This is a genomic window from Pseudomonas sp. 3HC3, from assembly GCF_044904505.1.
GTDB lineage: Bacteria > Pseudomonadota > Gammaproteobacteria > Pseudomonadales > Pseudomonadaceae > Aquipseudomonas > Aquipseudomonas putida_Y.
The window spans coordinates 40,310-61,761 of record NZ_JADDRH010000022.1 but is presented as its reverse complement, the minus strand read 5'-3'; the positions used below and the strand labels follow the sequence as shown (position 1 = coordinate 61,761).

Annotated in this window: 23 protein-coding genes; 6 read left to right on the top strand and 17 right to left on the bottom strand. The window is 62.9% G+C overall.

Annotated features, from left to right (window positions below; translation table 11 throughout):
• The first annotated feature begins 104 nt into the window (after nucleotides 1-104).
• The 3 genes from INQ47_RS22355 (at nucleotide 105) to INQ47_RS22345 (ending at nucleotide 3,316) form a co-directional block, all read left to right on the top strand.
• Nucleotides 105-542 carry an Lrp/AsnC family transcriptional regulator gene (locus INQ47_RS22355; protein WP_003254357.1) on the top strand — a complete coding sequence of 146 codons (438 nt, stop codon included), beginning with the start codon at nucleotides 105-107 and terminating at the stop codon, nucleotides 540-542.
• Nucleotides 543-1,038: 496 nt separating this feature from the next.
• On the top strand, nucleotides 1,039-2,571 hold the full coding sequence (locus INQ47_RS22350; protein WP_404702605.1) for an NCS1 family nucleobase:cation symporter-1: 1,533 nt from the start codon (nucleotides 1,039-1,041) through the stop codon (nucleotides 2,569-2,571).
• A gap of 16 nt (nucleotides 2,572-2,587) precedes the next feature.
• Nucleotides 2,588-3,316: an aspartate/glutamate racemase family protein gene (locus INQ47_RS22345; RefSeq protein WP_404702604.1), complete on the top strand. Its 729-nt coding sequence runs from the start codon at nucleotides 2,588-2,590 to the stop codon at nucleotides 3,314-3,316.
• Between the two features lie 118 nt (nucleotides 3,317-3,434).
• Here the strand turns inward: INQ47_RS22345 and INQ47_RS22340 are convergent, their stop codons facing one another.
• The 17 genes from INQ47_RS22340 to ccmA all read right to left on the bottom strand — a co-directional run bounded on the left by INQ47_RS22340 (nucleotide 3,435) and on the right by ccmA (nucleotide 16,499).
• The gene (locus tag INQ47_RS22340) at nucleotides 3,435-4,628 is read right to left on the bottom strand and encodes a D-amino acid dehydrogenase (protein ID WP_404702603.1); all 1,194 of its coding nucleotides are present in this window, start codon (nucleotides 4,626-4,628) and stop codon (nucleotides 3,435-3,437) included.
• 44 nt (nucleotides 4,629-4,672) lie between these two features.
• Nucleotides 4,673-5,335 carry a histidine phosphatase family protein gene (locus tag INQ47_RS22335; RefSeq protein ID WP_279934459.1) on the bottom strand — a complete coding sequence of 221 codons (663 nt, stop codon included), beginning with the start codon at nucleotides 5,333-5,335 and terminating at the stop codon, nucleotides 4,673-4,675.
• Between the two features lie 234 nt (nucleotides 5,336-5,569).
• Complete coding sequence (locus INQ47_RS22330) at nucleotides 5,570-5,908, bottom strand: FKBP-type peptidyl-prolyl cis-trans isomerase (RefSeq protein ID WP_404702602.1); 339 nt, start codon at nucleotides 5,906-5,908, stop codon at nucleotides 5,570-5,572.
• 126 nt (nucleotides 5,909-6,034) lie between these two features.
• Entirely contained in the window at nucleotides 6,035-6,442 is a 408-nt protein-coding gene (locus tag INQ47_RS22325; protein WP_252458912.1) for a GFA family protein, read from the bottom strand.
• 67 nt (nucleotides 6,443-6,509) lie between these two features.
• Nucleotides 6,510-7,298 (bottom strand): PhzF family phenazine biosynthesis protein, encoded by a 789-nt coding sequence (locus INQ47_RS22320; protein ID WP_404702601.1) that lies wholly within the window; start codon nucleotides 7,296-7,298, stop codon nucleotides 6,510-6,512.
• A 51-nt stretch (nucleotides 7,299-7,349) separates the two neighbouring features.
• Nucleotides 7,350-8,288 (bottom strand): 2-hydroxyacid dehydrogenase, encoded by a 939-nt coding sequence (locus INQ47_RS22315; RefSeq protein ID WP_404702600.1) that lies wholly within the window; start codon nucleotides 8,286-8,288, stop codon nucleotides 7,350-7,352.
• A gap of 28 nt (nucleotides 8,289-8,316) precedes the next feature.
• A complete protein-coding gene (locus INQ47_RS22310) occupies nucleotides 8,317-8,505 on the bottom strand; it encodes a hypothetical protein (RefSeq protein ID WP_404702599.1) in 189 nt (62 codons plus the stop codon).
• Nucleotides 8,506-9,153: 648 nt separating this feature from the next.
• Nucleotides 9,154-9,570, bottom strand: a complete 417-nt coding sequence (locus INQ47_RS22305; RefSeq protein ID WP_021785213.1) for a hypothetical protein — start codon at nucleotides 9,568-9,570, stop codon at nucleotides 9,154-9,156.
• A 12-nt stretch (nucleotides 9,571-9,582) separates the two neighbouring features.
• Entirely contained in the window at nucleotides 9,583-10,779 is a 1,197-nt protein-coding gene (gene ccmI, locus INQ47_RS22300) for a c-type cytochrome biogenesis protein CcmI (RefSeq protein ID WP_404702598.1), read from the bottom strand.
• Nucleotides 10,772-11,248: a cytochrome c-type biogenesis protein gene (locus INQ47_RS22295; protein ID WP_021785211.1), complete on the bottom strand. Its 477-nt coding sequence runs from the start codon at nucleotides 11,246-11,248 to the stop codon at nucleotides 10,772-10,774. Before INQ47_RS22295 ends, ccmI begins: the two co-directional genes overlap by 8 nt.
• Nucleotides 11,245-11,781: a DsbE family thiol:disulfide interchange protein gene (locus INQ47_RS22290; RefSeq protein ID WP_003254377.1), complete on the bottom strand. Its 537-nt coding sequence runs from the start codon at nucleotides 11,779-11,781 to the stop codon at nucleotides 11,245-11,247. The genes INQ47_RS22295 and INQ47_RS22290 overlap by 4 nt, the downstream gene beginning before the upstream one ends.
• Entirely contained in the window at nucleotides 11,778-13,766 is a 1,989-nt protein-coding gene (locus INQ47_RS22285; RefSeq protein ID WP_252460561.1) for a heme lyase CcmF/NrfE family subunit, read from the bottom strand. The genes INQ47_RS22290 and INQ47_RS22285 overlap by 4 nt, the downstream gene beginning before the upstream one ends.
• Nucleotides 13,763-14,218: a cytochrome c maturation protein CcmE gene (ccmE, locus tag INQ47_RS22280; protein ID WP_404702597.1), complete on the bottom strand. Its 456-nt coding sequence runs from the start codon at nucleotides 14,216-14,218 to the stop codon at nucleotides 13,763-13,765. Before ccmE ends, INQ47_RS22285 begins: the two co-directional genes overlap by 4 nt.
• Nucleotides 14,215-14,391 (bottom strand): heme exporter protein CcmD, encoded by a 177-nt coding sequence (gene ccmD / locus INQ47_RS22275; RefSeq protein ID WP_021785208.1) that lies wholly within the window; start codon nucleotides 14,389-14,391, stop codon nucleotides 14,215-14,217. Before ccmD ends, ccmE begins: the two co-directional genes overlap by 4 nt.
• The gene (locus INQ47_RS22270; protein ID WP_021785207.1) at nucleotides 14,388-15,155 is read right to left on the bottom strand and encodes a heme ABC transporter permease; all 768 of its coding nucleotides are present in this window, start codon (nucleotides 15,153-15,155) and stop codon (nucleotides 14,388-14,390) included. The genes ccmD and INQ47_RS22270 overlap by 4 nt, the downstream gene beginning before the upstream one ends.
• A gap of 46 nt (nucleotides 15,156-15,201) precedes the next feature.
• Nucleotides 15,202-15,879, bottom strand: a complete 678-nt coding sequence (ccmB, locus tag INQ47_RS22265; protein ID WP_021785206.1) for a heme exporter protein CcmB — start codon at nucleotides 15,877-15,879, stop codon at nucleotides 15,202-15,204.
• Nucleotides 15,867-16,499 (bottom strand): cytochrome c biogenesis heme-transporting ATPase CcmA, encoded by a 633-nt coding sequence (gene ccmA / locus INQ47_RS22260; protein WP_003254385.1) that lies wholly within the window; start codon nucleotides 16,497-16,499, stop codon nucleotides 15,867-15,869. The genes ccmB and ccmA overlap by 13 nt, the downstream gene beginning before the upstream one ends.
• Nucleotides 16,500-16,766: 267 nt before the next feature.
• Here ccmA and INQ47_RS22255 point away from each other — a divergent pair, with 267 nt between their 5' ends.
• From INQ47_RS22255 to INQ47_RS22245, 3 genes are all read left to right on the top strand, one after another.
• Nucleotides 16,767-18,323 carry a flagellar hook-length control protein FliK gene (locus INQ47_RS22255; protein WP_404702596.1) on the top strand — a complete coding sequence of 519 codons (1,557 nt, stop codon included), beginning with the start codon at nucleotides 16,767-16,769 and terminating at the stop codon, nucleotides 18,321-18,323.
• Nucleotides 18,320-18,658 carry an EscU/YscU/HrcU family type III secretion system export apparatus switch protein gene (locus INQ47_RS22250; RefSeq protein ID WP_021785204.1) on the top strand — a complete coding sequence of 113 codons (339 nt, stop codon included), beginning with the start codon at nucleotides 18,320-18,322 and terminating at the stop codon, nucleotides 18,656-18,658. Before INQ47_RS22255 ends, INQ47_RS22250 begins: the two co-directional genes overlap by 4 nt.
• 67 nt (nucleotides 18,659-18,725) lie before the next feature.
• Nucleotides 18,726-21,437, top strand: a complete 2,712-nt coding sequence (locus INQ47_RS22245) for a dermonecrotic toxin domain-containing protein (protein WP_252460550.1) — start codon at nucleotides 18,726-18,728, stop codon at nucleotides 21,435-21,437.
• Nucleotides 21,438-21,452 lie beyond the last annotated feature (15 nt).

The window sequence follows — 21,452 nt, the reverse complement described above, 5'->3', positions numbered from 1 at the left end:
TATGCAAAGGCGACAGCCTGGCCATCCAGCGGATAACCAAGGCATATTCGCGGGTCTGCCTTTACTATCAAGGCAAATAACACGAATTACCTGATGAGGTGGGTATGACCGATGCCATCGACCAACTATTGATCAATGCCCTGATGGAGGACTCGCGCCGCTCGCTCAAGGCTCTGGCGCAGGTCAGCGGGCTGTCCGCACCCAGCGTCAGCGAGCGCCTGCGCCGGCTGGAAGAGCGTGGCGTGCTGCGCGGCTACACCGTGGAGGTCGACCCTCGCGCCTTTGGCTACCAGTTGCAGGCGATCGTGCGCATCCGTCCGCTGCCGGGGAAGCTGCAAGAAGTGGAGCGCCAGATCATTGCCATCCCTGAGTTCACCGAATGCGACAAGGTCATTGGCGAAGACTGCTTCGTCGCCCGACTGCATGTGCGCTCGATGGAGCAGTTGGACACGCTGCTCGACCTCATGAATGTGCTGGCTGAGACCAATACCGCGATCATCAAGAAGACCCCGGTCAAGCGGCGGTTGCCGCCAATGGATTGATTGGCTTCTGTGCTGGCCTCTTCGCAGGCGTGCCCGCGAAGAGGCCAGCACTGGAAAAGCTGACTATTTTTTGTACACAAAAACGTAACCATAGGTGCCATTTTTGTGTGCACTTTCTTCAGTAGCGCCCCAATTCGTTACACACTTTCCACCCGTTATTTTGACCAAATGATCAACTAATCAATCTTTCAAAAAATATAACTTGTTCACTTGGTCAACTTATATTCTCTGTATTTCATTAACTTACCTTTTAACAAGATAAGTTCGAAATGATCGCCTTCTGAAACCTGCTCTTCCCTTGGCATGGAACTCGCTTTTGTGTGTTCGTGTTTTGTATACAACTTAAACAAAACATAGATACACAAGAATCCGCGACGCCGACCCAATATCGGCCGCCGCGCCCACAACCCTGTGATGCCAACGCTGCACCGACGAGATGGCGAGCCCGTGCGCATGCCCGCTCATCGCAGTCCATGTGCATCAGGAGCCCGCCGGAATGAGTAGCAGCCTCGACCTTGCCCCTGAACAATCCGTCGCCAGCACACACCCCGCGTCCACGCTTGCCGGCCACCAGCCGGACCTTGTTCTCAGCCCGCGCCTGCATAACCGCGACCTGGCGCCAACGCGTATGGAAGGCCGTCGCTGGGGCGGCTACAGCATCTTCGCGCTGTGGACCAACGATGTGCACAATATCGCCAACTATTCGTTCGCCATGGGCTTGTTCGCCCTCGGCCTGGGTGGCTGGCAAATTCTGTTGTCGCTGGCCATCGGCGCGGCACTGGTGTACTTCTTCATGAACCTGTCGGGTTACATGGGGCAGAAAACCGGGGTGCCGTTTCCGGTCATCAGCCGCATTGCTTTCGGCATCCACGGCGCACAGATCCCGGCGCTGATCCGGGCAGTCATCGCCATCGCCTGGTTCGGCATCCAGACCTATCTGGCATCGGTGGTGCTGCGGGTGCTGCTCACCGCCGTGTGGCCGCAACTGGCAGCCTACGACCACGACAGCATCCTCGGCCTGTCGAGCCTGGGCTGGGTGTGTTTCGTGTCGATCTGGCTGGTGCAGTTGGTGATCCTGGCCTACGGCATGGAGATGGTGCGCCGTTACGAGGCCTTTGCCGGGCCGGTGATCCTGCTGACCGTCGCCGCCCTGGCGGTGTTCATGTACTTCAAGGCCGACGCGCGCATTGCCTGGTCGGTGGCTACCCCGCTAACCGGCTACGAGATGTGGCGCAACATCTTCGCCGGCGGCGCACTGTGGCTGGCGATCTACGGCACCCTGGTGCTGAACTTCTGTGACTTCGCCCGCTCCTCGCCATGCCGCAAGACCATCCGCGTCGGCAACTTCTGGGGCCTGCCGGTGAACATCCTGGTGTTCGCCGTGATCACCGTGGTGCTGTGCGGCGCGCAGTTCCAGATCAACGGCCACATCATCGACAGCCCGACGCAGATCGTCGCCGCCATACCCAGCACGCCATTCCTGGTGCTCGGCTGCCTGGCCTTCCTGATCGTCACCGTGGCGGTGAACATCATGGCCAACTTCGTCGCCCCGGCCTTCGTACTCAGCAACCTGGCGCCGCGCCACCTGAACTTCCGCCGTGCCGGGCTGATCAGCGCCACCCTGGCGGTGCTGATCCTGCCCTGGAACCTGTACAACAGCCCGCTGGTGATCGTGTACTTCCTGTCGGGCCTGGGCGCCCTGCTCGGCCCGCTGTACGGCGTGATCATGTCCGACTACTGGTTGCTGCGCAAAGGCTGCATCAACGTGCCGGAGCTGTATACCGAGCACCCGGCCGGTGCCTATCACTACAGCAAGGGCATCAACCTGCGCGCCGTGGCCGCCTTCGTGCCGGCCGCACTGCTGGCCATCATCCTGGCCCTGGTGCCCAACTTCCAGGGTATCGCGCCGTTCTCCTGGCTGATCGGTGCCGGCATCGCCGCCGCCCTGTACCTGCTGATCGCGCCACGTAACCGCCACTACCACGACGTCAGCGGCGAGTGCATCGCCGTCGACCACAGCGGCCATTAATCAAGGAGGACTGCCCATGCGTATTCTGATCGCCAACGTCAACACCACCGAAGCCATCACCCAGGCCATTGCCGAGCAGGCCCGTGCGGTGGCCGCACCCGGCACCGAAATCGTCGGCCTCACGCCCTGGTTCGGCGCCGAATCGGTGGAGGGCAACTTCGAGAGCTACCTGGCGGCCATCGCGGTGATGGACCGGGTCCTGGCCTTTGAAGGGCCCTACGATGCCGTGATCCAGGCCGGTTATGGCGAACATGGCCGCGAAGGCCTGCAGGAACTGCTCAACGTGCCTGTGGTGGACATTACCGACGCCGCCGCCAGCACGGCAATGTACCTGGGCCACGCCTATTCCGTTGTAACCACGCTGGACCGCACCGTGCCACTGATCGAGGACCGCCTGAAGCTCTCGGGCCTGTATGACCGCTGCGCCTCGGTGCGAGCCAGCGGGCTGGCGGTGCTGGAACTGGAAGCCGACCCGCAGCGGGCCGTGGAGGCGATTGTTGGGCAGGCCGAGCGCGCCGTGCGTGACGACAAGGCCGAAGTGATCTGCCTGGGTTGTGGCGGCATGGCCGGGCTGGACGAGCAGATTCGTCAACGCACCGGCGTGCCGGTGGTGGATGGTGTGAGTGCAGCGGTGACCATTGCCGAATCGCTGGTGCGCATGGGCTTGAGCACGTCCAAAGTGCGCACCTATGCGACGCCACGAGCGAAGAAAGTGGTGGGCTGGCCGATGCGCTTCGGCCGCTAGACATCCTTCGCCTGTACCGGCCTCTTCGCGGCTAAAGCCGCTCCTACAGGACCAGCGCAAGCCTGAATACCGTGGGGTCCTCGTAGGAGCGGCTTTAGCCGCGAAGAGGCCGGTCCGGTTAACGCATCATCCGGGCCAAACGCTGCGCACTGCCACAGGCCAAGGTGAACCCCAACGCCCCATGCCCCAGATTCAGCCACAGGTTGCGGTACACCGTCCCACCCATGATCGGTACCCCGGTCGGTGTCGCTGGTCGCATCCCCGCCCACTCCACCGCCTGGCCATAATCCGCCGCCCTCGGCAGCGTCTCCAGCGCCAGCCGCCGCATGCTCTGCAAACGGCGCATGTCCACCGACTCATCGAACCCGACAATGTCCACCATCGCCGCTACCCGCAGCTGCTGCCCCAGGCGGGCATAGACGATCTTGCGCTCATAGTCGGTAAGGCTCACCTCAGGGGGCAGGTGCCCGGCGCTGATCGGCGCGGTCAGGCTGTAGCCCTTCAACGGGTAAACCGGTATCTGCACTCCCGGTAATGCCAAGCCTGGGCCGCGATGCCCGGCACACAGCACCAACTGCTCCACGTCCAGCTGCTGATCGCCCAGTTGCAGTGCCACGACCTGGCCCTGGCGCTGAACCAATTGCGTCACCGGCCGGCCAAGCAGGAAATGGCACTGGCCCGACGCGCGCAACAGCGCCTCCAGCCGCAAGCAAAACAAGTGACAATCGCCAACCTCTTCGCCCGCCGTGAACACGCCACCCACAAAAGGTGCGCCATCCAGGGCAGGCTCCAGCCCGCGCAGCTCGGCAGCCGCCAGCACCTGCTGACTGGCCGGGTCCGTCAACTGCTCCCGGCCTTGGGCAAAGGCCCGTTCACTGCGAAAAGCCACCAGCTTGCCATTGCGCCGCCAGGCGAAATCCCCCAGGTTCTGGTCCTCGCGCCATTGCGCCAGAACGGCCTGGCTGTAAAGCGCCAGCTCAAGCAATTGCCCGGCATTACGGCGATTGACGCTACGCCGGCAAGCCAGGGTAAATGCCAGCAACCAGCGCCACTGGGCCGGGTCCATGCGCAAGCGCAAACGCAATGGCGACTCGCCTTGCAACAGCCAGCCCAGCGCCTGCCAGGGCACCCCGGCATCAGCCAGCGGCGCCACATAGCGATAGGACAATTGCCCGCCATTGGCAAAGCTGGTGGCCGACGCCAGGCTGTCGCGGGCCTCGATCAGGTCAACCGACCATCCTTCCCGAACCAGCGCGTAAGCCGTCGCCAGTCCCACCACTCCACCACCGATCACCGTTACCCGCTGCTTCATCGCTCATCCCTGTTCCGGCTTCCTTGCCAAACAGTACCAGCGGATCAGGTCGGGCAGCTATGCGCACCGCCATTCAGGCCCTGGCGCACATTGCGGCTCAGCAGGCTGGCTTTGCCGTTTTGCCAGGTCAGGGTCAGTACATAGAGCGTGTCGAAGTCTTCGCCGCTCCAATCCTCGGTGATCACCCGCTCCTCCCCCAGGGCCTTGCCGGCCACGGTGTTGATCAGTTCCGGCAGGTAGCCGTGGGACCAGGCAGTGTAGATGGTCGCATTGCGGTACTTGTCGCTCAGCAACTCATCGGCCAGTTCAGCAGTGTCGTTGGCGCCGTAGTCGATATTCACCGGCAAGCCGAGGCGGATGGCACTGGGGGTGATGGTCATCAATGGGCGGATGTAGCTGTAGCTTTCGTCCCGGCTGCCTTCCTCGACATGCCGCGTGGGGTTGGCGGCAAACACGTAGTCGGCCTTGCCGAAGCGCTCGGGCAGTACACTGGCCAGGTCCAGCGCACGGTTGAGGCCCTGGCAGTTCAACTGCCCGAGCCCCTCGCCCGGCTTCTCGCCATGACGCAGAAACACCAGGGTCTGGGTGCCATCCACCGGTCGTGCCCGGCTTTCGACAGCCTCCAGCGCCAACGGTACGGCGATGGCTGTGAGCAACAGACTCAGCAGCAAGTGACGGCGACGGCGGAAGAATGTTGGCAACTTCATCAAGGCAGGCTCGTGTGGCAGAGAAAATCGGGTTTACCCGCCACATCGCCCGACCAGTTGCAGGGCGCCCGTGTAGTGAATGCCATCCCTGGCAACGCGTCAGGGTCAGAGTGCCCCGAACCCGTTTGGTTCCTCCCTGGAGGTGGATGCCGTTCCCTAGGCAAGGCCTAGATTAGGGGCTGGGTGTTGCGCAATTGTGTAAGGTGCAAGAATTTCGGGTTGCAACGTGCCCACTCAATCATCCCGCGTGAGCACTTCCAGCAGTTCGATCTCGAAGGTCAGGTCCGAATTCGGCGGGATCGCCCCTACGCTGCGTTCGCCATAGCCCAGGTGCGCCGGTACCAGCAGCTTGCGCTTGCCGCCAACGCGCAAGCCCATCAGGCCTTGGTCCCAGCCTTTGATTACCCTGCCGGTACCGATCACGCACTGAAACGGCTTACCGCGCGACCATGACGAGTCGAACTCGCTGCCATCGGCCAGCCAGCCGGTGTACTGGGTGGTGATCAGGGCACCTTTGACGGCGGCTTTGCCGTCGCCCTCGACCAGGTCGATGATCTGCAGTTCTTGGCTCACGGGTACACTCCAACGCTGAAAAACAAAACCGCCCTTTTCTCAGGAATGCACCGGTTTGGCAAGTTCACGCAGAATTGTATGGAGGCATTCGCCAACGGAATGCCCCCGTACAGACATGACGTTGAATCAGCTGTTCTGCTCGAACACCTCTTGGCCGGACAGCTCCTTGGTCTGATTGGCGAAGCAGTACCACGCGGGTTTCTGTTCAACGAAGATCTGCAGGTCGAAATCCCAGGCTTGGTCGCCATCGAGCAGGCCGACCGGCACGGCATGGAAGTCGTTGGCCTTGAGCCGGTAGTACAGGTGCGTACCACAGCGGCCACAGAAAGCACGCTGGGCCCAGTCGGACGAATCGTAGACGCTGGGCGCACGCCCTTCGATCAGCGGAGGCTTGCTGCAGTGCACCACCAGCAGCGGGCCGCCGGTCCACTTGCGGCACATGCTGCAATGACAAGCGCTGATATGGGTATTGTCGACGCTGACCGTCAGCCGCGTGTCGCCGCACAGGCAGGTGCCGTGTTTTTCCAGGGCCATGGGTGGCTCCTTGAACGGAAAGATGGGCCTGCAATTATAGAGGCCCCCCAGGGCATCGCACGCCATGCTAGATGTAAACATTGCCCCGCAGGTACAACGCCGCCCGCCCACTGATGATTACGCGGCCATTGCCCGGCACTTCACACTGCAATTGCCCTTTGCGTGCCCCGCCCTGCTCGCAGTTCAGCACCTTCTTGCTCAGCCTCTGGGCCCATACCGGCGCCAGCGAAGTGTGCGCCGAGCCGGTTACCGGGTCTTCATTCACACCAACCCGCGGGCCGAACCAGCGGGTGACGAAATCAAAGCCACGCCCTGCCGCGGTCACGGCAATGCCACGGACGTCGAAGGCCGACAGTGCAACAAAGTCTGGTTTCAACGTATCGAGCAGCAAGGCGTCATCGATCACCACCACATAATCGTCGCTACGGTACACCACCTGTGCCTGGCTCAAGCCCAACGCCTGCAGCAGGCCCGCCGGCATGTCCACCGCTACGGGTTGCTTGGCTGGGAAGTCCATGGCCAGCAGGCCATCAGTGCCACGGCTCACGCGCAGCTCGCCACTGCGGGTGTTGAAGCGCAGTACTTGCGCCTGCTCACCCAGTTGCTCGAACAGCACGTAAGCCGAGGCCAAGGTAGCATGGCCGCACAGGTCGACTTCCACGGTGGGGGTGAACCAACGCAGGTCGAACGTTTCGCCTTTGCGCACGAAGTAGGCTGTTTCTGACAGGTTGTTTTCTTCAGCGATGCGCTGCAGCACATCGTCCGGCAGCCAGCTGTCCAGCGGGATCACTGCGGCCGGGTTGCCACCGAACGGTTCAGTGGAAAAGGCATCGACCTGGAATATTTCGAGTTGCATGCACACACTCCTTGTTGCCCGGGCGCTGCCAGGCAGATATCTGGAAAAGGGTTACGGGCGTACCGGGGTCAAAACTGGCTCACCGGCAAAGAACGCCTGCAGGTTGCGTAGCACCAAGGCCACCGTGTCGCGCGCGGCTTCTGGCGATTGGCCAGCCACGTGGGGTGTGAGCACGGTGTTGGGCAAGGCCTTGAGTGCATCGGGCACTGCCGGCTCGTCATCGAATACATCCAGCGCGGCGCCAGCCAGCTGGCCACGCTGCAATGCAGCAATCAGGGCCTGGGTGTCGACCACGCTGGCACGGGCGATGTTCACCAGATAGCCGTCAGCCCCCAGGGCCTGAAGGACGTGGGCATCGACCAGATGCCGGGTGTTGGCGCCACCGGGGGTGGCCACCACCAGGATGTCGACGGCTTCAGCCAAGTGTCGGGGGCTGTCGTACCAGGCATAGGGGACATCCTGGCGTGCTGTGCGGCTGTGGTAGCTGACGTGCATGTCGAAGCCCAAGTGGGCCCGCTTGGCGATCGCCAGCCCTACTGCTCCGAGGCCGAGAATGCCCAGGCGTTTGCCACTCACCGAGGGGCTGATCACCCGGTTCCATTCACCGCGCCGCGTGCTGGCATCGGCACGGGGGATGTCGCGCAGCAGCGCCAGCAGCAGGGCCAGGGTGTGGTCGGCGACGGCTGCGGCATTGGCCCCGGCGCCATTGGTGACGGTTATGCCGCGGGCGTCGGCGGCGGACAGGTCGACCTGCTCGTAGCCGGCGCCGATCACGCAGATGATCTGCAATCTGGGTAATGCGTCAATTTCGGCGGCGGACAGCCCCAGCGGACCACGGGTGAGCACCGCATCGATTTCTTCGGCGTGGCGATGAATGGCATCGGCGCGCAGTTGCGGCGAAGGGGCACGGATCAGGTGGTAACCGGCCTGCTCCAGCATGGGCAGGTAATCGTCGACGGTTTCCACCAGTACCAGGACTGTCTTGCGCATGCCACCTCCGGGTAAATTCGAGGCGTCATTATGCGGAGTCACCGACCGGTACAGTCAATGGAAATAACAAGGCAAAACTGTACTGTGCTGTTGCTGCGTTGCTGTTGCTGTTGCTGTTGCTGTTGATCTTGATCTTGATCTTGATCTTGATCTTGATCTTGATCTTCGCGACTTCAGGAGGCCGAACGCAGGCCTTGCGGAGGCAGGTGACGGGCATGGATGCCCGTCAAGCGCTGAGGCCCCAGGATGGGGCCTTCGGCGCGGTCCTGCCGGGAGCAAGGCCGGAGGGAGGGGACCCCGGAGCGCAGCGCAGGGGCCGGATGATGGGAGCGCAGCGTTTTTTGGTTACTTTTTGTCGCGTTTGACAAAAAGTGACTCGCCGTAAGGGCGAAAAGGTGAGTCCGTGTCGCCATCGCGAATGGACTGTTCGCTGAGTCAAAACAGACGAGTTCGCTTCTTGCTTCTTGCTTCTTGCTTCTTGCTTCTTGCTTCTTGGATGTGGGCACTCACATCGAGTAGGTATTCATTCACGCAGGTGGCGCATAGTCACCTTTCCGCCCTTACGGCGGGTCACTTTTTGTCAAACGCGACAAAAAGTAACCAAAAAACGCTGCGCTCCTATCATCCGGCCCCTGCGCTACGCTCCGGGGTTCCCTCGCTACGGTCTTGCTCCCGGGAGGACCGCGCTGCAGGCCCCATCCTGGGGCCCAGCGCTTGACGGGCATCCATGCCCGTCACCTCCCTTCGCAAGCCCTGCGCTCGGCCTCCTGAAGTCGCAATCTGCGTCGCCTGAACTATCGCGCGCTTACAAGCAAAATCAAAAGCAGAAGCAGAAGCAGAAGCAGAAGCAAATACAGAAACAGCGTTACTGTGCGAACGCGCGCCCCAACCCACCTGGTACACCGCTGCTGTCAGTTTCCTGCCACGGCCCATTCGGGCTCAGCGACCAGCTCCAGCCGTTATCAAACCGATAGTAGGTACGCTGCCGGTAGAAGGTATTGGGCTGCTTCTCCAACACATATACACCCAGCCTGGGATCCCAGTGGCTTGCCCCGCCAGGCGGTGGCGCAAAGCTGGCCGAGGTACGCGGCATGGGCTTGGGTATTGCTGCCGGCTTGCTCGGCTGAGTGGAAGGCTGCCCGCCCGGCAAGGGCTTGACCACCGGCCCCGACGGCGGCACACGCTCGATAGGTGGCGCGGGCTGCTCGTACGGCTCGTGCACCGTACACGCAGACAAACCCAGGGCCAGGGTAATCAGGGTCAGGCGGACGGTGCTATGCATGGCATTGCTCTCTTACTGGTCTGGAGTGTCGATGGTCAGGCGCTGGGTAGCCTGGGTGGCGCTAGGCAACGGAGCACCCCGGCCAATCCATTCACCCTGGGTAGGCTGACCCGCGCGTGAAACACGTGCAACCAGTTGGACTTCGGCAAATTGCGACAGTTTCATCTGCGGCATCATCGCATCAGCATCAGACAACTCCACCTCGATCGGCAACTGCGCCACGGTCACCCGCTTGGCCGCCAGTGGCATCGGCGGGCCATTGCTGGCGCGAGCGAAGATAAACACCGTGTCGTCCGGCTTGACCTTGTCCTTCAAAGCATCCGCCAGTTCCACACGCACTTTCAGGCGAGCCGCCACAGGTGCAGGCTTGGTCGCCTGCGCTGGCGCGCCACCCAGGCGCTCGGCGGCGCGGTCGATACCACCCTGCAGGGCAGCACGCGATGTATCACTTTCTGGCAACTGCGCCAGCAAGCGCTTCCAGTAGTCGATGGCTTCCTGATAACGCTCGCCTTCAAACGCAGCAATACCGCGCAAGCCCAGGCTGGTCACCTCGTTGGGGTCAGCCTTCAACGCTTCGTCAGTCAGCGCCTGCAATTGCGGGCTCCACTGCTTGTTGGCGGCAAAGTACAGGGCCTGGGCCCACTGCCCCAGCAGCTCGGGCTGGCGGCCAGCCAAGGCCACGGCCCGTTCGAACGTACGCGCGGCATCGGCCGGGCGCTGTTCGGCCATGTAGGCCCGGCCAAGGAAATACATGGCCTCGGCCGAATCCGGCTGGGCCTGCACCACGCGCTCAAGGCGCGTGGTCATTTCTTCCATCGACTTGGGTGCCTCGGCAAATTCCTGGGTCAGCGCCACCTTGTCGGCCGCGCCAAAATGCAGGTACAGCCCCAGCGCCATCAGCGGTACCAGCACTGCCGCCAGCAGCGGCAGGGCCTTGCCCAAATGCCCCTGGCGCGGGGCCTCGGCGCCTTCGGTATCGGCCAGCAACTCGCGGGCAGCCTCGTCCCGGCCCTTGGCCATCTGCGCCTCATCGAGCACACCGGCGGTTTGCTGGGCCGCCAGTTCAGCGATGCGCTCCTGGTAAAGGGCCACGTTCAGGGCCGTGCGGTCTTCTTCCTGCTGGCGACGGCGGCCACGCAGGATCGGGAGCAGCAAAAAGCTGAGGGCAGCGAGCAGCAGCAGGCCCGCGCTAAGCCAGAATTCAATCATGGGTCTGTTCTTTTTCCAGCAGTTTGGCGAGACGCTCGCGTTCTTCAGCAGACAACTCATCGGCACCTTGCGCGGCCGTACCACGGCGTCGGCGCACAATCACCGCCAGCACCACGAAGCCACCGACCAGCAAGATCCCAGGGCCAAACCACAGCAGCCAGGTACGCGCGCTGAGCGCCGGCTTGTAACGCACGAAGTCGCCATAGCGGTCGACCATGAAGTCGATGATCTGCTGGTTGCTCTGGCCTTCGCCGAGCATGCGGAAGATTTCCCGGCGCAGGTCGGCAGCAATCGGCGCGTTGGAGTCGGCAATATCCTGGTTCTGGCACTTGGGGCAGCGCAGTTCCTTGGTCAACTGTTGGTAACGCTCGCGCTCGGCCTCGTCGCGAAACTGGTAGGTGTCGATCGCCGCCTTGGCCACACCGGCCAGGCTCATGCCCAGCACCGCAGCTGCCAGCCAGCGCTTCATGGCTTGGCCTCGTCAATCAGGCCCTGGTACAACGGCGCCAGCTGTTCACGCCAGACCGTGGCATCAACGATACCCACGTGCTTGTAGCGGATGATGCCCTTGGCGTCTATCAGGAAGGTTTCCGGCGCCCCATACACCCCAAGGTCCAGGCCCAGGCTGCCCTGCTCGTCACGAATATCCAGCTGGTAGGGGTTGTGGAACTCGGCCAACCACTTCTGCGCGGCGGCGTTGTCATCCTTGTAGTTGACCCCATGGATCACCACACCCTGCTGTGCCAGCTGGTTCAGGTACGGGTGCTCGACCTTGCATGACGGACACCAGGTGGCCCATACATTGACCAGTGCCGGGCGGCCCTGCAAGTCAGCCTGAGTCAGGGTGCGGTCCCCCTGTGTCGAAGCCAGGGAAAACACCGGGAACGGTTTGCCAATCATTGCCGAAGGCAGCTCGTCGGGCTTGAGGAAAAGCCCCTTGTAGAGGAACACCGCCACCAGCAGGAACACTGCAAGGGGCACTACCATGATCCAACGCTTCATGCAGCTGCTCCAGACACGCCCAGGACATCACGCACCCGGGTCTTGACCTTGACGCGGTAGCGCCGGTCGAGGGCCGCCAGCAACCCGCCCAGGCCGGTCAGCAGACCGCCCAGCCAGATCCAGCGAACGTAAGGCTTAATATGTACGCGCACAGCCCAGGCGCCATTTTCCAGTGGCTCACCAAGCGCAACGTACAGGTCTCGGGTAAAGCCGGCGTCGATGCCCGCTTCGGTCATCATCGACTGTTGCACGGTGTACAGGCGCTTCTCCGGGTGCAGTGTGGTCACTTCACGACCCTCGCGGCTGACCACGACGGTGCCCTTGTCAGAGATAAAATTCGGCCCCTCGAAGTGCTTGGCGCCCTGGAACAGGAAGTGGTAGCCACCCAGTTCCACGCTTTCGCCGGGCGCCATGCGCAGGTCGCGTTCGGCGCTGTTGTTGCTGGACAGCACCACGCCCAAGGCACACACCGCCAGGCCCAGGTGCGCCAGTTGCATGCCCCAGTAGCTGCGCCCCAGGCCCGGCAGGCCTTTGACCAGGCCCTTGTGGCGGGTCTTGTCGAAAATGTCACGCAGCCCGCCAAGCACTACCCAGGCAGCCAGGGCAAAGGCCGTCAGTGTCGGCCAATCGAAGTCGTCGACGATAAAGCCGGCAACCGGAGCAAGGATGGCACTGCCGATCAACACCGGGGTCATCATGCTGACCAGCCATTTGCCCGGGGTGTCCTTCCAGCGCACCACCACGCCCACGCTCATCACCACCATCAGCAGCGCCATCAGTGGCAGGAACAAGGCGTCGAAGTAGGGCGGGCCGACCGACAGCTTGGCACCGGTCAGGGCATCGAGCACCAGCGGGTACAGGGTACCGAGCAGAATCATCGAAGCCGCCACCACCAGCACCAGATTGTTGGCCAGCAGCAGCGTTTCACGCGACCACAGGGCGAAACCGACCTGGCTCTTGACCACCGGTGCGCGCAGTGCGAACAGGGTGAGCGACCCGCCGACCACGAACAGCAGGAAAAACAGGATGAAAATGCCGCGTGACGGGTCGGCGGCAAACGCATGCACCGAGGTCAGCACGCCGGAACGCACCAGGAAGGTACCCAGCAGGCTCAACGAGAATGCGGCAATTGCCAGCAGCACGGTCCAGCTCTTGAACACCCCGCGTTTCTCGGTCACCGCCAGCGAGTGGATCAGTGCCGTGCCCACCAGCCAAGGCATGAACGAGGCGTTCTCCACCGGGTCCCAGAACCACCAGCCACCCCAGCCCAGTTCGTAGTAGGCCCACCACGAACCCAAGGTGATACCAACACCAAGGAAAGCCCACGCAACGATGGTCCACGGCCGCGACCAGCGCGCCCAGGCCGCGTCCAGCCGGCCGCCAAGCAAGGCGGCGATGGCGAAAGCAAAGGCCACCGAGAAGCCCACGTAGCCCATGTACAGCATCGGCGGATGCACGATCAGGCCAAAGTCCTGCAACAGCGGGTTGAGGTCGCGACCATCGGTCGGCACCTGCGGCAGCAGGCGCTGGAACGGGTTGGAAGTAATGATCAGGAAGCTCAGGAAGCCCACGCTGATCATGCCCATTACCGCCAGTACGCGGGCCAGCATCACCTGCGGCAACTGCCGCGAGAACACCGACACGGCAAAGGTCCAACCGCCGAGGATCAGCGCCCAAAGCAGCAACGAACCCTCATGAGCGCCCCACACCGCACTGAACTTGTAGTACCAGGGCAAGGCGCTGTTGGAGTTGCTGGCCACATAGGCGACCGAGAAATTGTCTGTCATGAAGGCATGGGTCAGGCAGGCAAAGGCAAACACCAGGAAGGCAAACTGCCCCCACGCTGCCGGCCGCGCCAGGCTCATCCACAGGCTGTCGCCACGCCACGCGCCCAGCAGCGGCACACTGGCCTGCACGACGGCAAAGCAGATGGCCAGAATCATCGCCAACTGGCCCAGTTCGGGGATTACCAGTGCTGCGTTCATGGCTTGGCCTCTGCGCCGGTAGCGGCCTGGCCGCTTTCCTTCAACGCCTTGGTGACCTCGGGCGGCATGTATTTCTCATCATGCTTGGCCAGCACTTCATCGGCTACCACCACACCTTCGGCATTGAGCTTGCCAAGGGCGACGATGCCCTGCCCTTCGCGGAACAGATCGGGGAGGATGCCGCGGTAGGTGATGGGTACCGACTTGTTGAAGTCGGTAACCACGAAACGCACTTCCAGCGAGTCGGCCGAGCGCTGCACCGAGCCTTTCTCGACCATGCCGCCAGCGCGAATGCGCGTGTCCAGCGGCGCTTCGCCGTTGGCGATCTGGGTTGGTGTATAGAACAGGTTGATGTTCTGCTGCAATGCGCTCAAGGCAAAGCCGACGGCAACCCCGACGCCGACCAACAGGCCGACGATGAGCAACAGGCGTTTCTTGCGCTGCGGATTCACTGGTTGTTCTCCCGGCGCAAACGGCGCGCCTCTTCTTGCAAATAGCGACGACGAGCCAGCAATGGCGAGGCGACATTCAGTGCCAGCACCACCAGGCAGATGCCATAGGCCGACCACACGTACAGCCCATGGTGGCCCATGGCGAGAAAGTCACCGAAAGTGGCAAAGCTCATTGTGCGGGCCTCCGCCCCAGGCTGTTCAATACTTCGTCCCTGACCCAACTGGCACGTGCTTCGCGCTTGAGCACCTCTAGGCGCATACGCAGCAACAGCACCGCACCGAAAAAGCAGTAGAAACCCAGCGCCGTACACAACAGCGGCAGCCACATTTCGGCCGGCATCGCCGGCTTTTCGGTAAGGGTGAAGGTGGCGCCCTGGTGCAGGGTGTTCCACCACTCCACCGAATACTTGATGATCGGGATATTCACCACGCCGACAATCGCAAGCACCGCACAGGCCTTGGCCGCACTGTCACGATTACTGATTGCCTGGCCCAGCGCAATAATGCCGAAGTACAGGAACAGCAGGATGAGCATGGACGTAAGGCGGGCATCCCATACCCACCAGCTGCCCCAGGTCGGTTTGCCCCAGATGGCGCCGGTAACCAGCGCCACGGCGGTCATCCAGGCGCCAATGGGCGCAGCACATTGCAGGGCGACGTCGGCCAGTTTCATCTTCCACACCAGCCCCACCACCCCGGCCACCGCCAGCAGCACATAGCAGGACTGCGCCAGCATCGCCGCCGGCACATGGATATAGATGATGCGGAAGCTGTTGCCTTGCTGGTAGTCCTGGGGGGCGAAGGCCAGGCCCCAGGTAATGCCCACCAGCAGCAGGAGCACGGCTGCACCGGCCAGCCACGGCAGCATGCGGCCGCTGATGGCATAGAACCATTTCGGGGAGCCCAGCTTGTGGAACCACGTCCAGCTTATTTTCATCAGGGTACATCCAGGGTATTTGCCGGGCTTGAGAGCCCGGGACTCGTTATTCGCCGACGCTGATCTTCAGGCCAGCCGCTATCGCAAAGGGTGCCAGGGTAACGGCAAGAGCCGTCAAGCTGGCGAGCCAGAGCAGATGGCCGGTTGCCGGCATATTTTGCAACGCCGCTTGCAACGCACCACTGCCCAGGATCAATACAGGGATATACAACGGCAGAATCAGCAACGCCAGTAACAAACCTCCGCGTTTAAGGCCGACTGTCAGCGCCGCGCCCACTGCGCCCAGCAAGCTCAATACCGGCGTACCCAGCAGCAACGAACCGAGCAGCACCGGCAGGCAATGGCTTGGCAGCCCCAGCATCAGTGCCAGCAGTGGCGCCAACAATACCAGCGCCAGCCCGGAAAAGATCCAGTGCGCCAGCACCTTGGCCAGCACCAGCAGCGCCAGTGGGTGCGGCGACAGCACCCATTGCTCCAGCGAGCCGTCTTCGAAATCGCTGCGGAACAGGCCGTCCAGCGACAACAACACTGCCAGCAACGCTGCCACCCAGACCAGGCCCGGCGACAAGGTTTGCAACAATTGGCTTTCCGGGCCGACCGCCAGCGGGAACATGGCCACGACGATGGCGAAGAACACCAACGGGTTGGCCAGTTCGGCCGGGCGACGGCACAGCAGGCGCGCTTCGCGGCGCAGCAACAAAATGAATACGCTCATGCAGCCCATTGCCCCAGGTTCAGTTCTCGGTAACCGGAGGGCTTGCGTTCCAGTGTGTGGTGAGTCGTCAGCACCACCGTGCCGCCCTGCTCGCAGTGGGCTGCCAGGTGCGCTTCAAGCTGCGCCACGCCTTGCTTGTCGAGCGCGGTGAACGGCTCGTCGAGAATCCATAGCGGCGGGCAAGCCAGGTGCAGCCGGGCCAGGGCCACGCGGCGCTGCTGGCCGGCGGACAGGGTATGGCAGGGGACGTCTTCGAAACCGCGCAGGCCGACAGCCTCCAGCGCCGCCCAGATCGCCTCGCGGCTGGCCGGCTGGTGCAGGGCGCACAGCCAGGTGAGATTCTCCTCGGCGGTGAGCAAGTCCTTGATGCCAGCGGCGTGGCCGATCCACAGCAGTGCGCTGGCCAGGGCATGTCGCTGTTCGGCCAGGGGCTTGCCACCCAGCAGAATCTGCCCGGCCGTCGGCTGCATCAGCCCGGCCAGCAAGCGCAACAGGCTGGTCTTGCCACTGCCGTTGGGGCCACTGATCTGCAGCATGTCGCCGGCGCCCAGCTCGAAATCGAGCTGCTCGAACAGCAGGCGCCAGTCGCGCTCGCAGGCCAGGCCCGCAGCTTGGAGGTGAAGGGTCACGGTTTCGCCTTATCTTTAGTAGGGCTTTGGCGCGGCGTCGCCTGTTTCGCGGGTGAACCCGCTCCTACAGGTTCGGCGCAGTACTCGGATACCGCACAGAATCCTGTAGGAGCGGGTTCACCCGCGAAGCAGCCAACACCGCTCCAAAGCCCTTGTGTCTCAAGTCGCCCCGCGCGCTGCCGTTATACTGGCAACCACGGGCGCTCGGCATTATTACACGCGCCGCCGCGCTGCCAAGAGGCCGGGCTCGACAGGTTGTATACAATCATGACTGAAATCAATAGTCTCGGCGCACAAAACGCGATCAGCAGCCAAACCATGAAGGCAGGCATGACCGGCGAACTGCTGCGCCTGATCCAGGCGCAACCCGGGCTGCTGGCCCCCGGCGAAACCGCGCAAGCCGAGGTTTTATCGTTGCGCCAGACGGGCCAGGACTTTCAACTGGTGCTAAGGCTGATGCAGGCCAACGGCGTGCAGACCCAACTGCAGGCCAACGCCAGCCAGCCGCTGCCCCAAGGCAGCCAGATCACCGTCAGCCAGACCGAAAGCAATCGCCTGGCGATCATGTTGCAACAGGCCAGCGCCAGCCAGGTCGCCACCCTCACCCAGCTGGACACCAGCAAGGTGCCGGTCGGCACCTTGCTGCAAGGCAAGGTCCTGACCAACCAGCCGCTGGCCCAGGCACCCGGCCAACCGGCCGTGTACCGGGCGCTGGTCAGCTTGCTCAACAGCACCCAGGCCGGTGCCACGCTGAGCATCGACAGCCCGCGCCCGCTGGCCATTGGCAGCCTGCTCAGCGCCTTGGTGCAGGGCGATCAGTCATTGCGCTTCGTGCCGCTCAGCGGCAGGCAGGACCAACTCAGCATTGCTCAACAGCTGCTGACCCAACAAAACCGCCAAGCCTCGCTGCCAGGCCTGCTCAACGCCCTGCAACAACTCACCCGCGACCCAGGCGTCGATGGCGACCTGCGCGCCAGTGCCGAGCGCCTGCTGGCCGGCTTGCCGGACGCCCGACAACTGGGCGACGCCAAGGCAGTGGCCCAGGCCCTGAACAACAGCGGCGGCTTTCTCGAGGCGAAGCTGCTGAGTGGATCCACCGCCAGCGTCGCCACCGACCTCAAGGCGCATTTGTTGCGGCTGATGGACCAGGCCCCCGCCCTTGCGGCGGGCGCCACCAATCTCAACCCCGCCAGCCTGGCCGTGACCATGCCGGCACTGGCGCGCAGCGCACTGGGCATGCTCGAACGGGTCAGCCCCAAGCCGCAGCCGGGAGCTTTCCCGTTACCGTCGCGACTGCTAAAGGCCCTGGAGGACGAAGGCGACCTGCAACAGTTGCTGCGCCTGGCTGCTGCTGCCGTTTCACGCTTGCAGAGCCACGCCATGAGCAGCCTGCAACAGACCGGCACGCTGGAGAACGGCAACCTGCAGACCACCTGGCAAACCGAAGTGCCTATCCGCCACGGCCAGGAGTTCATCCCGCTGCAAGTCAAACTGCAACGCGAAGAAACCCCGCAACAACAAGCCGACCGCCAATATAAAGCCCAAGACCCTCGGCAAGCCCTGTGGCGCATCGAGCTGGCCTTTGACCTGTCCCCGCTCGGCCCCATGCAAGTACAGGCGCAACTGAGCCAGGGCCGTTTGAGTGGGCAGCTATGGGCGGAGCGCGAGCAGACCGCGCGCTTGATCGACACCCAGCTCGGCGCGCTGCGCGAGCGCCTGCAGGCCCGGGGCCTGGAAGTCGGCGACCTGGAGTGCTACCCGGGCATTCCACCACTGGGGCCACGCACACGAATGGAACAACGCTGGGTGGACGAAACCGCATGAGCCACACGACACCACGCCAAGCCATAGCGCTGAACTACGACGGCCATCAGGCACCGACCCTCACCGCCAAGGGCGACGAGGAACTGGCCGAGGCCATCCTTGCGCTCGCCCGCGAACACGAAGTGCCGATCTACGAAAACGCCGAGCTGGTACGCCTGCTGGCACGGCTGGAGCTGGGCGATCAAATACCCGAGGCGCTGTACCTGACCATTGCCGAGATCATCGCCTTCGCCTGGCAACTGCGCGGCAAGGTACCCGCCGGTTTCGACGATGCGCCTCCGGAAGAGCACGATATCACCCCGCCATTGCCCCTGCTGCCCGGTACTGGCCGGTAACTATCTACCACCCCCTCTCCCACCATGCGCCCAACCTTGTCGGCCTCCCACGTACAAGGTGACCGTCATGATCGACAGCAGAATCAACGCCCAAGGTGTGCAATTCGTAGTAGACCATCTGGCCAACATCCCACGCCCGGACCGCGAAGCCAATCGCTTGATCCGGCAGTGGCTTGCCGGGCAAGGTGTGCATATCGACCCCGATCGCGTCGATGTGGTCACCCTGCACTACCGGCCGGATGACCAAGGGTATGTGGCAGCGGTCCAGCAGACCCAGAGCATGACCCAGGCGCTGCTGGGCAACTGGCAAGGGGAGTCCGATAACAACCTCATCGGCGCACTGTTCGCCAACCCTTGGGCAGGCACCTTCCCCCAAGGGCCGCTGAAGCTGGTCGATCGCCTGCCAACGCTGGGCTTTGGCCATCAGGGCGCGGCCTTCGAGGTGTATAACGGCCTGTTCCAGCGATCGTCCCCCGCCCGTTACGATGCTTCGACCCACGTTCAGGTTCCGGCTGAAGCCTTCCAGCGGTTCATAGAAGCGCTGGACTTTCACCAGCCGTTCAAAGCCATGCTCGACGCTTACTGGCAGGAGCATCAGGACAGTCACCGCCTGGCCAGCAAGCTCAATTTCATCGCCGCCTGCAACGCCCAGGTCAGCCAGGGGCGCCTGAGCGATGCCGCCAGGGAGCTGGCATGGCAAGCCGCCGGCATGATGCCGCAGCGCTTCAAGATGCGAGTGAGCACGCTGAGCATCTATGGCTATGCGGCCACCGACCTGCTGTACATCAATGCCCCCCACAGCGATCTGACCCTGCTGTACATGCCAGGTAACAGCTCGCCCTTGCTCGAATTCGCCAGCGAGAACCTGCTCAAGGACTGGGTGGGCGATCAGTGCAAGGACCCCGCCCGACGCGAGGCACTCAAACAACACTTCAGGCTCGCCGACCGTCCTCAGGGCCTCGACTTCAGCGGCCTGGACACCGCGCTAGAAGGCCTTGGCGACTATCCGGACCGGCACCGACTGCCGCCTGAACATGGTTACTTCAACGATGATGGCGTCTGGCCCCCCAGAACCTACGTGAACTACAAACCTGGCAAATACAACCCCAAACTGACCGGGGATATGTTCGCAGCCCTGACCGAGCGCCAGCGCCAGCGCAGCTACGACGATGCCGATTTTGTCATCACCACCGATAGCCAGGTTACCAAAGCCAGATGGCGAGGCTACCTCACCAACACGCTCAACCTGCTGGCGCCACTGTGCCTGGTGGTGCCGGGGCTGGCGCCATTGCTGGCAGTCGGTGGCATTGCCCAGTTGGGCCTGGGCCTGGATCAGGTGATCAACGGCCACAGCCTGAAAGCCAAACAGGACGGGGTTGGCGACATCGCCTGGGGGTTGTTCAACGCCGTACCGTTGGCAACGGAGGGCACGGCAGGCATCAAGGCCCTGTTCGAGTTCAAAAGCGATGGTTTTGTCATGCCGCGCGAGGTCAACGGGCAGCTCGGCTACCCGCTAAGCCCGACCCGTCCACCACGGCTTCCCGAGCCAGAAGGCGCGGAGTACTTCCACAACCACGAGCCGATTACACCGCTTGACGAAGGCGACCCAGCTGTTGCCGGCGCGGTGATACGCTTGCCACACTACGATGGCGAACTGGACGACCTGGAATGCAGCATCGAAACCTACAATGCACGCGTGGTCTATGACCTGGAGCACGACGCATTCATCATCAAGGAAACCGTCAACGAGGTCGAGCCGCAAGCCTACATCGCAGTACCTGGCAGTCGTGACCTTGTGGCGCTCGACAGGCAGCGCCCAGTCACCGACGCCATGCGCACCCGCACCTTGCGCGCGCTGGGTGTGGACCTGCCACTGCCAGTCACCATTCCGACACCGGCGCCGGACAGCACCCCCATCCCCAAACTTATCTCCAGCCTCTGGGTCGGCGACAAAGTCATAAGCGAGCCATTGCTGGCCAACCTTGCCGCCAACGCCGCGCGCCTGAGCGACAGCGAATACAGCATGCGCCTGTTTCTGTCGAAGGCTTCGCCTACCGCCTACGAACAGAACGCAACGCTATTGGCAGCCCGGGCGCCGGGGCTGCAGGTATTGCCGCTTGAAGAGCAAGGCTTCTTCCGGGCCTTCCGCCAGAGCCGCTATTACGCGCAGTACGAGGCAGCGCTGGATGGCAATGGTGGCATCGCCACCAATTACGCGTCTGCGACAGATGTGCTGCGCTACCGGATGCTGCACCATGAGGGCGGGCTATACATGGACGTAGACGATTTCCTGCTGCCGGACGGCAAGGGCGAAACGATCGATCAGGTCGAGCTGCGCACCCCAGCCGATGGGCTGCTGCTGCCACCGCCAATGTCCAACGAGAAAATGAGCATGAATTGCCTGTACAACACCAGCCTCATGGGTAGCCACCCCGGCAACCCGCTGCTGGATGCGATCTCCGACGAAATGCTCGCACGTTACCAGACCCATGCAGACTTCTACGAAAGCCGACCGAGCCTGGAACAGGACCCGAGCGGTTTCTACCGCTATGCCAATACGCTCAGCTATCTCACCGGGCCGGCGCTGCTCACCGAAGTGGTCGATCGCCATCTACCCGGGTTGCGGACCCTGCGCCAGATCATCAACCTGCACACCATGCCACGCGTCAACACCTATCCATTCATCAACCCTTCGCAAGCCAATACAGCCCTGAGGCAACTGCTGCCCCTGAACCGATTCGCCGGCGTCGGCGGCAACCATTCCTGGGTTCGCAACTGAAATGAACAGCGGGTA

What these genes read in the sequence shown, in the direction of transcription:
- INQ47_RS22350 (WP_404702605.1), top strand. Translation starts at nt 1,039, where the DNA reads ATGAGTAGCAGCCTCGACCTTGCCCCTGAACAATCCGTCGCCAGCACA.
- INQ47_RS22345 (WP_404702604.1), top strand. Translation starts at nt 2,588, where the DNA reads ATGCGTATTCTGATCGCCAACGTCAACACCACCGAAGCCATCACCCAG.
- ccmB (WP_021785206.1), bottom strand. Translation starts at nt 15,879, where the DNA reads ATGGGCTGCATGAGCGTATTCATTTTGTTGCTGCGCCGCGAAGCGCGC.
- INQ47_RS22285 (WP_252460561.1), bottom strand. Translation starts at nt 13,766, where the DNA reads ATGAACGCAGCACTGGTAATCCCCGAACTGGGCCAGTTGGCGATGATT.
- ccmD (WP_021785208.1), bottom strand. Translation starts at nt 14,391, where the DNA reads ATGAGCTTTGCCACTTTCGGTGACTTTCTCGCCATGGGCCACCATGGG.
- INQ47_RS22315 (WP_404702600.1), bottom strand. Translation starts at nt 8,288, where the DNA reads ATGCGCAAGACAGTCCTGGTACTGGTGGAAACCGTCGACGATTACCTG.
- INQ47_RS22250 (WP_021785204.1), top strand. Translation starts at nt 18,320, where the DNA reads ATGAGCCACACGACACCACGCCAAGCCATAGCGCTGAACTACGACGGC.
- INQ47_RS22320 (WP_404702601.1), bottom strand. Translation starts at nt 7,298, where the DNA reads ATGCAACTCGAAATATTCCAGGTCGATGCCTTTTCCACTGAACCGTTC.
- INQ47_RS22295 (WP_021785211.1), bottom strand. Translation starts at nt 11,248, where the DNA reads ATGAAGCGCTGGCTGGCAGCTGCGGTGCTGGGCATGAGCCTGGCCGGT.
- INQ47_RS22305 (WP_021785213.1), bottom strand. Translation starts at nt 9,570, where the DNA reads ATGCATAGCACCGTCCGCCTGACCCTGATTACCCTGGCCCTGGGTTTG.
- INQ47_RS22335 (WP_279934459.1), bottom strand. Translation starts at nt 5,335, where the DNA reads ATGAAGTTGCCAACATTCTTCCGCCGTCGCCGTCACTTGCTGCTGAGT.
- INQ47_RS22245 (WP_252460550.1), top strand. Translation starts at nt 18,726, where the DNA reads ATGATCGACAGCAGAATCAACGCCCAAGGTGTGCAATTCGTAGTAGAC.
- ccmI (WP_404702598.1), bottom strand. Translation starts at nt 10,779, where the DNA reads ATGATTGAATTCTGGCTTAGCGCGGGCCTGCTGCTGCTCGCTGCCCTC.
- INQ47_RS22255 (WP_404702596.1), top strand. Translation starts at nt 16,767, where the DNA reads ATGACTGAAATCAATAGTCTCGGCGCACAAAACGCGATCAGCAGCCAA.
- INQ47_RS22310 (WP_404702599.1), bottom strand. Translation starts at nt 8,505, where the DNA reads ATGCCCGTCACCTGCCTCCGCAAGGCCTGCGTTCGGCCTCCTGAAGTC.
- INQ47_RS22290 (WP_003254377.1), bottom strand. Translation starts at nt 11,781, where the DNA reads ATGAAGCGTTGGATCATGGTAGTGCCCCTTGCAGTGTTCCTGCTGGTG.
- INQ47_RS22270 (WP_021785207.1), bottom strand. Translation starts at nt 15,155, where the DNA reads ATGAAAATAAGCTGGACGTGGTTCCACAAGCTGGGCTCCCCGAAATGG.
- INQ47_RS22355 (WP_003254357.1), top strand. Translation starts at nt 105, where the DNA reads ATGACCGATGCCATCGACCAACTATTGATCAATGCCCTGATGGAGGAC.
- INQ47_RS22340 (WP_404702603.1), bottom strand. Translation starts at nt 4,628, where the DNA reads ATGAAGCAGCGGGTAACGGTGATCGGTGGTGGAGTGGTGGGACTGGCG.
- INQ47_RS22325 (WP_252458912.1), bottom strand. Translation starts at nt 6,442, where the DNA reads ATGGCCCTGGAAAAACACGGCACCTGCCTGTGCGGCGACACGCGGCTG.